Genomic DNA, 13,808 nt, shown 5'->3' with positions numbered 1-13,808 from the left:
TCATCCGACCCTTCGGGCCACCTTCTCCCCGCTGGGTAGAAGGGGTGTCCCGGCCGCCGCCGAGAGAAGAAACGGACGCCGCCTGTCTGCGGTTCCGGGAGGATATCGCCTTGCACGACCATGACCACGACGACCATCACGAGCACCACCACGACAACCACTACTCCGACATGCAGGCCCGCGTAAAAGCGCTGGAAACGCTGCTAACGGAGAAAGGTCTCATCGATCCGGCGGCGATTGACGCGATTGTCGAGACCTATGAGACGAAGGTGGGGCCGCGGAATGGCGCGCATGTCGTCGCCAAAGCATGGAGCGATGCCGATTTCGCCGACTGGCTGAAGCGCGATGCGACGGCGGCGATTGCGAGCCTCGGTTATACCGGCCGGCAGGGCGAGCATATGCGCGCCGTCTTCAACACGGCTGAGACCCATAACCTGATCGTCTGCACGCTCTGCTCCTGTTATCCTTGGTCGGTGCTCGGCCTGCCGCCGGTCTGGTACAAGGCGCCGGCCTATCGCTCGCGCGCCGTCATCGATCCGCGCGGTGTGCTTGCCGAATTCGGGCTGACGTTGCCCGAGGCGAAGAAGATCCGCGTCTGGGATTCGACAGCGGAGCTGCGTTATCTCGTTATCCCGGAGCGGCCGGAAGGCACGGAAGGCATGGACGAGGCGGCGCTTGCTGGTCTCGTCAGCCGCGATGCGATGATAGGCACGGCAGTTGCCGGCACCCCGAAGGTCTCGGCTACCGGCAGCCCCGAGGTTCTTCCATGAACGGACCGCACGATCTCGGCGGGCAGATGGGCTTCGGGCCCGTCGCGCCCGAAAAGGACGAACCCTGTTTCCATGCCGAATGGGAAAAGCGGGCACTCGGCATCACGCTTTCCTGCGGTGCCTTCGGCGCATGGACGATCGATGAAAGCCGGCATGCGCGCGAAAACATTCCGCCGGCCGATTATCTTGCCGCCAGCTATTACGAGATCTGGATCCGTGGTGTCTCGACGTTGCTTGCGCGGCATGTTTTTGCGACGCGCGAGGAGCTGCTGTCCGGGCGAAAGCTGCAGGATGGCGCGGTGCCGAAACGGGTGCTGAAGGCGGAGATGGTGCCGGGCGCCCTGGCGAAAGGTGGGCCTTGCGATCGTCCTGTCGAAACCGCACCGCGCTTTGCGGTCGGCGAGACGGTGAGGACGAAGAATTTCAATCCGGCCACCCATACGCGGCTGCCGCGTTATGCGCGCGCCAAGACGGGTGTCGTCGAGGCGGTGCAAGGGGCTTTCGTCTTCCCCGACGACAATGCGCATGGCAGAGGCGAGAATCCGCAGTGGCTTTATACGGTCGTCTTCGGCGGCGGTGAGATCTGGGGTGAGGGAGCGGATCCGTCGCTGACGGTGTCCATCGATGCGTGGGAGAGCTATCTTGAGCGTTTGTGAGACGCCGTCTCAGTTGGCGCAATCACCAGGTTTGCCGAGGTCGCCGGAGGGTGATCCGGTTTTTCCCGAGCCTTGGGCGGCGGACGCTTTCGCCATGACTGTGCATCTGCATGAGAAGGGGTTGTTCGCCTGGGGCGAATGGGCTGAGACCCTGTCTAAGGAGTTGCATAAGCCCGGCCGCGCTAAAGATGGCAGCGATTATTTCGATTGCTGGGTGGCGGCCCTTTGCGAACTGCTCGTCAGCCGCGGCATGGCGGATGCATCCGTCATTCTCGACCTGCAGCAGAGCTGGCAGCGGGCCGCCGAAGCCACGCCGCACGGGCAGCCGATCGAACTTGCCAACGATCCGTTGCGCTGATCGTCACGACGGAAACTGCCTGTAGCACTCCTCGGCAACACCGCGCAGCGTCTCACGCGTGATCTCGCCGGTAACGGCATAACCGAGTTCGCCGTCGATCCAGTAGAAGGTTTCGATATTGCCCGAGGAGGCGAAGCGGAAGCTCGTCGTGCGGTTTTCGGTGTTGCGGCCGACGATGACGGTCAGGCGTTCGCCCCCCTGGTTCTCGTACATGAACATGGCGCCCGGCCTGCCATCGACCGGCAGCAGGCGCCCGCCGACCAGCTTGAAACCGAGCGGCTGCAGGTTCGGGATCTTCAGGTTCTGGATCGCCAGGCGTTTGCCGAGCCAGGTGGCGAGATGGGCCTCTTCGTCGGCAAAGACCTCGACCGGGTGACGAACCTCGGCGGCGTAGACCATGAACGCTGTCTCGGCCTGTTTCGGCAGGCTTTCGGAGCTGGCAAGCTGCAGGTCCGGCCTTTCCAGCAGTGTGGGGACATAATGGCCGCTGACGCCGCCGAGCGCGAAGACGACGAGGGCCGCGGCGGCGATCGCCCAGCGTTTCGGTGTAGAGGAGACGGCGCGTGTGTGGGCGACGAGCAGGGGGTCGGTGTCCTTCGCCTGCTCGTAGCCTGAAAACAGCGACCGGATGCCGCTACTCTGCGCCTGCCATTCGGCGACCATCGCCGCCTCGTCGGGATTATCCGCAAGGAATGCCTCGACGCGGGCACGTGCGGTTTCCGGCAGCTGGCCGTCGGCATAAGCGTGAAGATCGGCTTCGGTGACGATCGGGTTGGCTTCGTTCATTTCGGTCTCCGAAGCGTAATGACGTTGTCGGCCTTCAGCCGCTCGGCGACGCGCTGACGGGCGCGTGACAGCCGGGACATGACGGTGCCGATCGGAATGTCGAGGGAAGCGGCAACCTCGCTATAAGAGTATCCTTCGATGACCACGAGCATCAGCACGGCGCGGTGCTCCTCCGAAAGGCTGTTCAATGCGTTATCGAGCCGCGCGCGCTCCAGCGGATCGGCCGGCGGCTCGGGAGCGGCCATATCCCCGGCGGCGTCAAGCTCGACCAGGCCGTCGCGCGCCCTGCCGCGCCGCCCGTTGCGGTAGAGATTGGTCATAATGGTCAGGACCCAGCCGCGCAGGTTGAGGCCGCGCCATTGGCCGCGGCGCGCCAACACTTTCTCGACACAGTCCTGGAGCAGATCCTCGCCATCGGCATCCGACCGCGTCAGGCTGCGCGAATAGCGCCTGAGCGAGGGGAGGAGGGCCAGGATCTGGCCCTCGAAACTTTCGGGTGCGGGTGTTTTCACGCCAGCCGCTTTCTGATGATCAAGGCCCCTGCAATCAAGGCTCCTGTGATCAAGGTTTGGCAAGGTCCCAGTTGCCGCCGACGCCATCGCCGGTGATGTCGCCCATCTTCTTGTCCTTGACCCAGTAATAAAGCGGCATGCCGTCCTTGGCCCATTGCTTCGTGCCATCCTTGCGGTCGATGATCGAATATGCACCATCGGCCTTGGCACCGGAAGCGGCCATCAGCGGCGGCCAGTTCTTGGCGCAATCGTCGTTGCAGTTGGAAACGCCCTTGGCGTCCTTCTTGAAGGTGTAGAGCGTCATGCCGTTTTCGCCGGCAAGAACCTTGCCCTTGGCGGATTCCACTTCCTTGACAGGAGCGGCCGCGAAAGAAGCGTTTGCGGCGAGGGCTGCGGCGGCCACGACGGACAGGAATTTCACGGATTTCATGATGTCTCTCCTCAGGTTGGGCACGCAATTTTGCGATACCTGAGATGAGACACGGCGCGCGGCGGTTTTATTCCGCATGCAGGCAAAAGTTTTATCGCCGGCGGGTGATCATTCGCTCTAAATAAACCCTGAGTGATTGACCGTCGGCACCAATGGGGCGGATTCGACTCCCGCAACACGCTGCTTTTGCCGGTCATTTACATCAAATCCATTTTCGGATATAGTATATCCTTAATACCATTCGCAGAACCAGCCATCACACGAGTTGCTGCATGATCCTGAAAAGCCAGGTCGAGTGGGCGCTCCACTGTTGCGCCATTCTCGCGGGCCTGCCCGAGGGCAGGTACCTTTCCACCAAGGCGCTCGCGGAGCTTCATGGCCTGCCGAAGGAATATCTCTCCAAGGCGCTGCAGGGCCTTTCTCAGGCCTCGCTGGTCGATACCACGCTCGGTCCGAGCGGCGGCTACAGGCTTGCCAGACCCTCGTCCGAGATCAATTTTCTCGATATCGTCGAGGCGGTCGAGGGAAAGGCGCGCAGTTTCACCTGCACGAACATCCGGGAGAACAATCCCTGCCGGCCGGCGGGCTATTGCGACAGCAAGCCCTGTGCGGTCGCCCGCATCATGTGGGAAGCCGACGAGGCCTGGCGCGATACGCTGCGGCGCGTCCGGCTTTCCGATCTGGTCGGCACCTTGTCCGAGGAAGTGCCAGCCGAGCTTTGGCAGAGTACCTTCGAATGGGTTCTCAAGCGCGCCGGCTAATTACCCTCTGAAGATTGTCCTGATGGTTTTCAGAATGGCGTGCGCGCTGTGGGCGGGTTCCGGGGGCAGGGCGGCGTCGCGAAAGCGCTCCGCGCGGCTGGCGAGGTCTTCGGCGATTTCTTCCGCCAGCGCCGGACGCTGATTCAGCAACGGTGCGAAGGCCTCCTGATCGATTTCATAGACCGTCACCGGGGTCAGAGCCTCCAGGGTGCAGACTTCCTGTATGCCGGCGAGCAGTCCGGTCTCTCCGAAGAAATCACCTGGCGCGAGCCGCCCGCGTTCCCCATCTCCGTGCCGCGCCGCAATAATGCCGGCCCGCACCATCATCAGCGACGGCAGCATTTCGCCCTCCCGCACGATCACGTCGCCCTTGCGGAATTCACGAACGGCGGTGGTCTCGGCAAGCTTCTGCTTTTCATCTGCCGTCAGCGTCGCAAAGATCGGAATGGCCTCGATCAGTTCGAGCGGTGTCACGCGGGGTGGCCGTGCGCTCTCCTCGGTCGGCAGACCGCCCGTCAGGACCGAGGCCGCCGCCGGAACGGCCAGGAGCAGGCCGGCGGATTTGCAGTGGCGATAGACGAGATCGAGCACCTCGTTTCGCGCCGCTACACGCCGGCTGGGGCTCGTCACTCGAAACTGCAGCTCAACTTCGAGCGCGGTGGCGTCCAGCCCTTTCAATGCCACGACCGGCGGCGGGTCGCGCACGATCGAATTGCAGCTCGTCAGCGCCGATAACATGACTTGGCGGACCGATGCCGGCATCCGTGTCGGGGCGATGCGGATAGTGAGGACAAGGAGATGGCTCTCGTCCGGCCGGCTGACATTCGTCAGGCCGAGCTTGGCGAGAAAACTGTTCGGCAAAACGACGACATTGTTGGCGCTGGTCAGTATATGCGTCGCGCGCCAGTTGCTCTCGACGACGCGCCCTTCCGTGCCATCGCTCAAAAGAATCCAGTCGCCGATGACATAGGGCCGACCGAGGGTCAGCGCGATCCCGGAGAAAACGTCGGCGAGCGTGTTTTGGAGCGCGAGACCCAGAATGATGGCGACCACACCCGAGGTGGCAACGAGGGTGCCGATCGGCACGCCGAAGACGAAGGCTAGAACCGACAGGGCCATGCCGATATAGACGACGCCGATGACGAGATCCTGTAGCAAGCGGGCCTCTCGGGGACTGCCTTCCAGAACCAGATACAGCCTTATGAAACCGATGACAGCCCATGCAAGATGAACCCACCAGAGCGTTTTCGCGACAATGACGAGCAAGGCTTGCGGATCCTCGGACCCGTGTCCTTGAAACCGGTGGGGTTCGATGCCGCTGCCGACGAGGATCAGCGTCATCACTGCAAAAAAGACGATTTGCACCACCAGCCGTGTTGTCGGCCGCTGGCTGGAGAGGAAATACCAGACGAGGATGCCGGCGAAGCCGATCACGATGAGGGAAACCAGCGGCTTGCCGAAGAGCGCGTCGTAGATCATCTCTGTCTCCGGGTAGGGCGGCACATGATTGAGCATGTCGGCCGTTCGCGCAAGCATCCGCCTCGCGCAGACGGCTTTGGAGCCGCTTACTTCTTCAGGGGATAGGTCAGCTCTTTCTGATTGGTGTCGACGACGAACACGGCGAGCAGGCGGGCGGGCTTCGTTTTGCTGCCGTTGGCGCTGACGCCGTGACGGTCGCCAGGCATTTCCGAAAAACTCTCGCCCGCCTGATAGACCTTGACCGGGCCGTCATTGACCTGGCTGCGGATCGCGCCTTCGAGCACCGTGGCGTAGATGAAGGCCGTATCGGGATGGGTGTGGCCGTCGGAGAAACCGCCCGGACCGTATTCGACCAGCACGCCCTTGATGCTCTTGCCCGGCACGTTCGGAAGCTCGTGCTCATAGACGAGCGTGACCTTCGCTGCCCTGCCGCCGTCGTCGGCGCTGACGCCGGTGGCAGCCAGGCAGGCGAGGGTGGCGGCGATGAATGTTGTTTTGATCATGGGAATCTCCTTGTTGCTGGGTGAGAAGGACGGCCGGTGTGGCCGCGCCCCGGCGCATGCCAATCACTTCGGCTGGGCTGACTTGGCGAACCATTGTTCGAAGGTGATCGAACCCAGGCGTGGATCGTTGTCGGAAACGAGCGACTGGTCGTTGAGCCTGGCGCCGAAATATCTCGCCTCGGCATCGGCCTCGACGGTCCTTGGGTCCTTCATCGCCTTCAGATAGCGGGCGACGAGCTCGCTCAGGTGGGCGCGTTCCGGACCTGATATCTCGATCGTGGCGTTGGCGGGAGCGGCGAGCGCTACGTCGGCCATGACATCGGCGACGTCGTCGGAAGCGATCGGCTGCACATAGGCTGGCGACAGGCGGACGGTCTGACCGACCGTGCCCGATTGGGCGATGCCGTTCAGGAATTCCATGAACTGCGTCGAGTGCACAATGGTATAAGGAATGCCTGCGGCCTTGATCAGCTTTTCCTGGGCGAGCTTGCCGCGGAAATAGCCGCTTTCCTGCAGGCGCTCGGTGCCGACGACGGAAAGAGCGATATGGTGCTTCACGCCGGCGGTCTTTTCAGCGGCGAGAAGATTACGGCCGGAGGTCTCGAAGAATTCGAGCACGGCTTTGTCTTCGAAGGAGGGCGAATTGGCAAGGTCGAGCACGACTTCGGCGCCTGTAAGCGCGTCTGCCAGTCCTTCTCCGGTGATCGTGTTGACGCCTGAGTTCGGCGAGGCGGCAATGACCTCATGTTCGCGCTGGCGCAGGCGTTCGACAGTCTTCGAACCGATGAGGCCGGTTCCGCCGATGACAACGATTTTCATAACAGATCTCCGTTCGCTGCCGGAGTGCGGCAACGTGAAAGGTTAATCTTCTCAATGAATTGTGAGGGTTAGTTCAGCCCTGCTTTATCGAGGCCGTAGGCCTTGTCGGCAGAACCGGGAACGGTCTTGAAGCCGACATTGACGCGGTTCCAGGCATTGATGGCCATGACCACGAAGGTCAGGTCGGAGATTTCCTTTTCGGAAAGCTGGCCGCGAACCCGTTCATAGATCTCGTCGGGAATGCCGCCCTCGGCAAGTTTCGTCAGTGCTTCGGTCCAGGCAAGGGCTGCACGCTCGCGGGGGATGAACAGGTTCGATTCCCGCCAGATAGCGACGTGATGGAGCCGCAGTTCCGTCTCGCCGAGGATCTTGGCCTGCTTCACATGCATATCGAGGCAAAAGCCGCATCCATTGATCTGTGAAGCGCGGATCTCGATGAGGGCCTGCAGCTTTTCGTCGATCACGCTGCTCCGCAGCGCCATGCTGAATTCCATGAACTTCTTGAAAAGCTCGGGGGACTGCTGGGCGTAGTTCAATCGCTGGGTCATGTCTCTCTCCATTTAAGGATATTTAGTATCCTTATGGATAAAGGATATCCTTAATTGCTGGACTGTAAAGCCATTCTCGCTTAGTCTGCCTGCATAAAGCCTATGCGCAAAAGTATGAGGGGCAGGGATGGATATCGTTTCGGCATTGCGGACCTTTCAGCGTGTCGTGGAGACGGGCTCGTTTTCGGCGGCGGCACACGATCTCGACGTGACGCAGCCGGCGGTGTCTCGGCAGGTCGCAGCCCTTGAGGGGCATTTCAACACCCGCTTCCTGCACCGCACGACGAGCGGCCTGTCGCTGACGGCCGAGGGGGAGCGCATGCTGCCGATGGCGCTCAGGATACTCGAAGCGGTAGAGGAACTCGGCGATGCGGCCGGATCGGATGGCGCGATGGCTTCCGGAAAGGTCAGGCTCAGCGTTCCGGCGCCGCTCGGCCTCTACCTCAGCGAGCGGCTGGGCGATCTTCTTGCTGCTCAGCCGAAACTCTCGGTCGAACTGCTCTTGAGGGAGCAGAGTTCCGATATGATCGAGGAGCGCCTCGACCTCGAAGTGCGCCTCGGCTCCGTTGCCGACAGCAGCCTTGTCTGCCGGCGGATCGGCTGGACGACGGCCTTCCTCGTCGCATCGCCCGCCTATCTCGCGCGCAGGGCCCCGCCACGCGCACCCAAGGACGTCAAGGACCATGAGTGCCTGTGCTACAACAGGGCGGGCGACTTCTCGACGTGGTCGTTCTCGAACGGCTCCGAAGACATTTCGGTTCGGATCTCGCCGCGGCTGACCGCCTGCAGTGCCGTTGCCATTCATAGAGCGGCGCTTGCCGGCGCGGGTCTGGCGGTGCTCTCCCATATCATTGCCGTGCCCGATATCGCCGCCGGCCGGCTGATCCCGGTGATGGAGGATTTTCAGCCGAGCCGGCTGCCGATCACCGTCGTCTATCCCTCAAGACGGAACATGCCGCTGCGCGTCAAAACGGTTCTGGACTTTCTGACCGATGTCATCGGGCGAGACCCGTCGATGTGCGCCAGCGGCATGGACCGGCGGTGGGACGGATGATCGTCCCGCGGGCGATTTGCCGTTTTCCGCCTTGCCTAACGGCCGCGAATCCTGCCAAGTCGTCCGATCATGCAATTTGCGCCGCAACAAGACGAAGCCCTCAAGGCTGTTTCGAAATGGCTGAATGAAGGGCGCTCGCCGCTCTTTCGCCTGTTCGGCTATGCCGGAACGGGGAAGACGACGCTTGCCAGGCATTTCGCCGAGAATGTCGACGGCGACGTGCTGTTTGCCGCCTTCACCGGCAAGGCGGCGCAAGTGCTGCGTTCGCGCGGCGCCTCCAATGCCAAGACGATCCATTCGCTGATCTACCGGCCGCGCGGCGAAGAGGCGGTCGAGGACGAGGAAACCGGCAAGACCTCGATCGCGCCGATGTTTTCGATCAACCGGCAGAGCCCGGTCGCCAAGGCGGCGCTGATCATCGTCGACGAATGCTCGATGGTGGACGAGGCGCTCGGCAAGGATCTCATGAGCTTCGGCACGCCGATCCTGGTGCTCGGCGATCCCGGTCAGCTGCCGCCGGTCAGCGGCGGCGGTTACTTCACCAATCAGGACCCCGATTACCTGCTCACCGATATTCACCGGCAGGCGCGCGACAATCCGATCATCAAGCTCGCCATGCAGGTGCGCGAAGGCAACGAGGTGATGTACGGCGATTACGGCACGGCCAAGGTGATCTCGAAAAACGAGGTGACTCAGGATCTGGTGATGAAAGCCGATCAGGTGCTCGTCGGCACCAACCGGACGCGGCGGCGTTACAATCAGCGCCTGCGCGAGTTGAAAGGTTTCAATGCCGAGTATCCGCAGACTGGCGACAAGCTCGTCTGCCTCCGCAATGATCCCGCCAAGGGCCTGCTTAACGGCTCGCTCTGGCAGGTAATGACCTCGTCCAAGGAAACCACGAAACCCGGGATCAACCTGCTGGTCCGTCCCGAAGACGACGACATGGACCGCGGGGCGGCGAAGATCAAGCTGTTGAAGCAGGCCTTCGAAGATGTCGAGGGCGAGATCCCCTGGAATACCCGCAAGCGCTACGACGAGTTCGACTACGGCTATGCGCTGACCGTTCACAAGGCGCAGGGCTCGCAGTGGAATGACGTCGTGCTGTTCGACGAGAGCTGGGCCTTTCGCGATACGCGGGAACGCTGGCTCTATACCGCGATTACCCGCGCTGCGGAGACGCTGACGATCGTGCGCTGATCCCGGTCAGGATGGGGAAGGGACGGTGGCGGCCGTCGGGGCGTGGTCCGTGCTTTAAGCTTGCACGATTCCGAGCAGAACGGCCTTGGCGATCGCCTGGAAGCGGTTGTTGGCGCGGAATTTCAGAATAATTCCGGCTTCGAGATCCCTGGTCTCGTCATGCTTCAGGTCGAGCGCCCGGGCGATGCGCTGGGTGGAATAACCCTCCGCCATCAGTTCCAGGCAACGCCGCTCCTGCTGGGTCAGGCTTGAACTGTCCTGGTTGTCGTTGAGCGGCGGCTCTTCGATACCGTCGTCGTAATCGAGAAGGTCGCCCACCTGCTGGAGTTGGCGGTGCAGCGTCGACATCTCCGCCGTCAGCTCGCGCTTGCGCACCTGCAGCGCCTCGCGGAACATCGCCTCGGCCCTTTCCTGCGAATCGGCCTTGCGAAGCTCGTCCATTAATTCCTGGATGACGGCGATCGGCATGCCAGTCTCGCGGCAGACGGTGATGACGGCCATGCGCATCACGTCGTCCTGGCCGTAGACCCGCATCAGGCCGATGCGATTGGCCGAAAGCAACCCCTTTTCTTCATAAAAATGCAGTGTCCTGTGCGTAACGCCGAATGCGTTGGCCATATCGGCGATTGGCACCGGACCGTCCGGTAGATCCGGCGGCAGCGCGGCCGAAGGCAGAAACCGGTATTTCGACCGGGCCTCCGAAGCGATACCGGCGGCAGCAAACAGGCGTTTGGAACCGTCTGGCATGAACCCTCCTAGGGCATCGTGTTGCACCTCATGCGGATTTGCCAGTTGCTTCCCAGGCGCGGCGAGTGGGGTCTTCCTCTGGGCGTTCTTGGTCAGTAGGAAAGAAGCAGTACGCGGCCTACGTTTACGCGATACAATGTCCACGTTATGCGTGAACGATCTCTTTTATAAGTGCTAAAAATAATCTCTTTTAAATGGGATAGCAACGCGACCACATATTTTACGCCGGTTGCCGGGTGTGTTGCAGCAAAACATCTGCTGCACTGCAGTATTTGCCGATCGTCTTCAAAGACGACGGGAATTACTATTTGCGGTACGCGCGGGGTGAATGCCCGGCTCCATCAGCGATCTGCATCGCATCCATCTGCGAATCTCGTTGGCCATCGCGCGGCACTTGGCTTAAAAGCAGGGCCTCTGATTTCCGCGACCGATGGATATAAATCATGCCCGCTAAGCTCTCCGTGAACCTCAACGCCATCGCCATGCTGCGCAACCGACGCGGCTTGCCCTGGCCGAGCGTCGAAGCGCTCGGGCGTATTGCGCTGAGATCCGGCGCCAGCGGGTTGACGGTGCATCCGCGCCCCGACCAGCGGCATATCCGCTTTTCCGATCTGCCTGTCATCCGCAACCTGATCGACGACGAATTCCCTACGGCCGAGTTCAACATCGAGGGTTACCCCACAGAGGAATTCTTCGGGCTCTGCGCCGGCGCGGCCTCCGAGCAGGTGACGCTGGTGCCTGACGATCCCGCACAGGCGACTTCCGATCACGGCTGGGATTTCCGCAAGCACGAGGCCTTCCTGCGCGAAGCCGTCGCACGGCTGAAGACGATGGGATGCCGGGTGTCGCTGTTTGCCGACGGCGATGGCGATGCTGAAGCAGTCGAGATCGCCAAGGCGGTCGGCGCCGACCGGATCGAGCTCTACACCGGCCCCTATGGCGGCTGCTACGACGCGCCGGAGCGAGTAGCCCCGCTCCTCGAAGCGCTGGGACGAACCGCGGACGCGGCCCTGGCGATCGGCCTTGCCGTCAATGCCGGTCACGATCTGACGGTCGCAAACCTGCCCGCGCTGGTGAAGCGCATTCCTGATCTGGCTGAGGTTTCGATCGGCCACGGGCTGACCGCCGATGCGCTGGAATACGGCATGGCGGAAACGGTGCGGCGGTTTTGCAGAGCTTGCGGGCAGGCGGTTTAAGGAAGGGTTGTTTCCTTCTTGCGTATTGGCGGCGACTAATCGGCCACATTTCCAACACACGAGCATCTCCTAGTTCTTTCAACCGGGGGGGTGCTAGGTGAAAGTTGTTACTCGTCAACTTATGTTTGTCGTGGCGGCATGGGCGTGTTTGCTCTGCTTCGTTGGAACCGGCGTCGCCGATCCCCGACCGGAAAGATGGGTGGAAAGGTGCGGCGGCGTCTACGCTCTCTGCGGCTATATCGACAGAGCGACGTTAGAACCGCGGATCGATCGCAAGTTCGAAGTTGCGCTTCCTTTCTCGGAGGGGCTGGCCGCTGTGCGCTCCGAGGGGAAATTCGGCTATATCAATTCGAGTGGCGAGATGGTGATCGCGCCTGCGTTCGACCTTGCCCGGGGATTTCGCAAAGGCCACGCCGAAGTGGTGGTCGGTGACAAGGCAGGAATTATCGACAGAACGGGAAAGTTTCTGCTGTCACCGAACTATGCGCGCGCCATTCCATTCGGGGCCGGGGCGGCGCTCGTTCGTCCCGGCAAAGCGGTCGCAGGGGATTCTTTTGGCATGCTGCGTTTCACGTTCGGCGAACTGTTGCTTGAGAGGAACAATCCACCTTATCTGCTCGTCGATCTGCCTTCAGGAAAGATCCTGAAGGACGAGCTGGCCATTAAAGAATTCGAATTCGGCACTTTCGTTTGGGCAGCTCAACCCGGAGATAAACGATACGGATTGCTTGCTCCCGACGGAACCTGGAAACTCGAGCCTCGCTTCGAAACAGCCAGCAAACTCGGTGGAGGAAGAGCAATTGTCTGTTATGGCGGTTTGACAGGACACAAAGGCCAGTCCAGCCAACGTGACCGGGCCGACGCCACCCAATGCGGCGTGATCGGCCGGGACGGCCAAACTATTCTCGCCCCCCAGCAATTTTGGATCCAGGATTATCGAAACGGGTTTTACCGTGTGGCCAGAGACCAGAAATTTGGCGTCCTTGACGAGGCGGGACGGTTGCTTGGTGGGCGTATGTTTGACGATGCGAGACTGCCGGATTATTCCGGTGAGGTGGCCAGGATATCGGTGGACGGCCAGTGGATCGGGCTCAACCGGGCCGGGAATCTGGTGCCCGACCCCGAGGACGGCGAGGCGTGGGCGGCATGTCCTTCGGGTATCAAATTCATCCACCGCGGCAACCTTATTCAGGTCGTTGGAGCGGATGGAAAGCCGACGGTTTCGTATCTTTTTGACAACACGTACATGACTTGCGAATTCCCCGTATCGGTTCGGTACAATGGAAAATGGGGGTTTCTCAAGCAGGACGGTAAACTGCTTGTCGATCCGCCATCATTTCAGAGCCGATCTGGTTTCAGCGGTGGCTATGCCGGCGTCAATGTTCAGGGCAAATGGGGAATACTGGACGCCAACGGTGTGTTGGCCCTCGCTCCGCAGTTCGATGAGCTGCAGTCCGATTCCGGTGTCTATGCGGTATCGAAGGATGGGCGGAAGTTTTGGATCGACGCATCAGGACGTGAAGTCTCCGAGCCGCGCCGCCTGGAAGACCGGCGATCAAAGTTGCGTTGCGGACGCGATGGCGGACAGCTCGTCTCGAGGAATTCGAACGGAACCTTGCTTTGGGGCATTGAGGATGCCGCCGGGAACACTGTCGTCGAGCCGAAATATCGGGCCATCACCTGTTTCCAGAATGGTCTCGCATGGGTTCCGCTCGACGAAAGACGAGAATGGTGTGCAATCGATCGGAATGAGCGGACACGCGAGAGCGTCGCGTGCGTCAAGAACTGGCCTGACAGCAATACCGCCGACGCGCGAACTGAGACAATGTCCGACGATCCCTATGAAAGCGGTGTGCTTTGGATGCGGGCCGAGCTTGAATACGGACTTGACCTCAGGGAAAAACCGCCTGGCTACGCTTCGCAATTCTGAGGGGCGACCTCTGGCGCGTCGGCGATTCATCTGCCGTGATGAGCGATCCAGCATCCATAATC

16 protein-coding genes are annotated in these 13,808 nt (G+C 61.4%); 8 read left to right on the top strand and 8 right to left on the bottom strand.

All coding sequences use genetic code 11. From position 1 onward, the window contains the following. The first annotated feature begins 110 nt into the window (after positions 1 to 110). From nthA to RLEG4DRAFT_RS23910, 3 genes are read left to right on the top strand one after another with little or no spacing between them, the layout of a single operon-like run. On the top strand, positions 111 to 770 hold the full coding sequence (gene nthA / locus RLEG4DRAFT_RS23920) for a nitrile hydratase subunit alpha (RefSeq protein ID WP_037094076.1): 660 nt from the start codon (positions 111 to 113) through the stop codon (positions 768 to 770). Continuing rightward, a complete protein-coding gene (nthB, locus tag RLEG4DRAFT_RS23915; RefSeq protein ID WP_003580639.1) occupies positions 767 to 1,426 on the top strand; it encodes a nitrile hydratase subunit beta in 660 nt (219 codons plus the stop codon). Before nthA ends, nthB begins: the two co-directional genes overlap by 4 nt. Next, positions 1,413 to 1,784, top strand: a complete 372-nt coding sequence (locus RLEG4DRAFT_RS23910) for a nitrile hydratase accessory protein (RefSeq protein WP_003580638.1) — start codon at positions 1,413 to 1,415, stop codon at positions 1,782 to 1,784. The genes nthB and RLEG4DRAFT_RS23910 overlap by 14 nt, the downstream gene beginning before the upstream one ends. A 3-nt stretch (positions 1,785 to 1,787) precedes the next feature. Here the strand turns inward: RLEG4DRAFT_RS23910 and RLEG4DRAFT_RS23905 are convergent, their stop codons facing one another. The 3 genes from RLEG4DRAFT_RS23905 to RLEG4DRAFT_RS23895 are packed head-to-tail and all read right to left on the bottom strand — an operon-like array spanning position 1,788 to position 3,512. Then, complete coding sequence (locus RLEG4DRAFT_RS23905) at positions 1,788 to 2,570, bottom strand: anti-sigma factor family protein (RefSeq protein WP_003580636.1); 783 nt, start codon at positions 2,568 to 2,570, stop codon at positions 1,788 to 1,790. Beyond that, complete coding sequence (locus RLEG4DRAFT_RS23900) at positions 2,567 to 3,082, bottom strand: RNA polymerase sigma factor (RefSeq protein WP_037094074.1); 516 nt, start codon at positions 3,080 to 3,082, stop codon at positions 2,567 to 2,569. The genes RLEG4DRAFT_RS23905 and RLEG4DRAFT_RS23900 overlap by 4 nt, the downstream gene beginning before the upstream one ends. Positions 3,083 to 3,131: 49 nt before the next feature. Next, positions 3,132 to 3,512, bottom strand: a complete 381-nt coding sequence (locus RLEG4DRAFT_RS23895; RefSeq protein ID WP_003580634.1) for a COG4315 family predicted lipoprotein — start codon at positions 3,510 to 3,512, stop codon at positions 3,132 to 3,134. Between the two features lie 272 nt (positions 3,513 to 3,784). Here RLEG4DRAFT_RS23895 and RLEG4DRAFT_RS23890 point away from each other — a divergent pair, with 272 nt between their 5' ends. After that, positions 3,785 to 4,273 (top strand): RrF2 family transcriptional regulator, encoded by a 489-nt coding sequence (locus tag RLEG4DRAFT_RS23890; RefSeq protein ID WP_003580633.1) that lies wholly within the window; start codon positions 3,785 to 3,787, stop codon positions 4,271 to 4,273. On the opposite strand, the gene RLEG4DRAFT_RS23885 is transcribed toward RLEG4DRAFT_RS23890, so the two are convergent. The 4 genes from RLEG4DRAFT_RS23885 to RLEG4DRAFT_RS23870 form a co-directional block, all read right to left on the bottom strand. Continuing rightward, positions 4,274 to 5,752, bottom strand: coding sequence for a mechanosensitive ion channel family protein (locus RLEG4DRAFT_RS23885; protein ID WP_037094743.1), 1,479 nt, complete (start codon positions 5,750 to 5,752; stop codon positions 4,274 to 4,276). It abuts the gene before it with no gap. Positions 5,753 to 5,838: 86 nt separating this feature from the next. Continuing rightward, positions 5,839 to 6,255, bottom strand: coding sequence for a cupin domain-containing protein (locus tag RLEG4DRAFT_RS23880; RefSeq protein ID WP_003580629.1), 417 nt, complete (start codon positions 6,253 to 6,255; stop codon positions 5,839 to 5,841). A 63-nt stretch (positions 6,256 to 6,318) separates the two neighbouring features. Next, positions 6,319 to 7,074, bottom strand: coding sequence for an SDR family oxidoreductase (locus tag RLEG4DRAFT_RS23875; RefSeq protein WP_003580628.1), 756 nt, complete (start codon positions 7,072 to 7,074; stop codon positions 6,319 to 6,321). A 68-nt stretch (positions 7,075 to 7,142) separates the two neighbouring features. After that, entirely contained in the window at positions 7,143 to 7,622 is a 480-nt protein-coding gene (locus RLEG4DRAFT_RS23870; RefSeq protein WP_003580625.1) for a carboxymuconolactone decarboxylase family protein, read from the bottom strand. 127 nt (positions 7,623 to 7,749) lie between these two features. Here RLEG4DRAFT_RS23870 and RLEG4DRAFT_RS23865 point away from each other — a divergent pair, with 127 nt between their 5' ends. Further along, entirely contained in the window at positions 7,750 to 8,676 is a 927-nt protein-coding gene (locus RLEG4DRAFT_RS23865) for a LysR family transcriptional regulator (protein WP_003580624.1), read from the top strand. A 69-nt stretch (positions 8,677 to 8,745) separates the two neighbouring features. Beyond that, positions 8,746 to 9,873, top strand: coding sequence for an ATP-dependent DNA helicase (locus tag RLEG4DRAFT_RS23860; protein ID WP_003580623.1), 1,128 nt, complete (start codon positions 8,746 to 8,748; stop codon positions 9,871 to 9,873). Between the two features lie 54 nt (positions 9,874 to 9,927). Here the strand turns inward: RLEG4DRAFT_RS23860 and RLEG4DRAFT_RS23855 are convergent, their stop codons facing one another. After that, positions 9,928 to 10,620, bottom strand: coding sequence for a MerR family transcriptional regulator (locus tag RLEG4DRAFT_RS23855; protein WP_003580622.1), 693 nt, complete (start codon positions 10,618 to 10,620; stop codon positions 9,928 to 9,930). Positions 10,621 to 11,063: 443 nt separating this feature from the next. On the opposite strand from RLEG4DRAFT_RS23855, the gene RLEG4DRAFT_RS23850 reads away from it, so the two are divergent. Beyond that, the gene (locus tag RLEG4DRAFT_RS23850; RefSeq protein ID WP_003580621.1) at positions 11,064 to 11,816 is read left to right on the top strand and encodes a pyridoxine 5'-phosphate synthase; all 753 of its coding nucleotides are present in this window, start codon (positions 11,064 to 11,066) and stop codon (positions 11,814 to 11,816) included. A gap of 97 nt (positions 11,817 to 11,913) precedes the next feature. After that, the gene (locus RLEG4DRAFT_RS23845) at positions 11,914 to 13,746 is read left to right on the top strand and encodes a WG repeat-containing protein (RefSeq protein WP_245277976.1); all 1,833 of its coding nucleotides are present in this window, start codon (positions 11,914 to 11,916) and stop codon (positions 13,744 to 13,746) included. Positions 13,747 to 13,808: the final 62 nt, after the last annotated feature.

The organism is Rhizobium leguminosarum bv. trifolii WSM2297, assembly GCF_000271845.1.
This window is presented reverse-complemented; position numbering and strand designations above follow the sequence as displayed.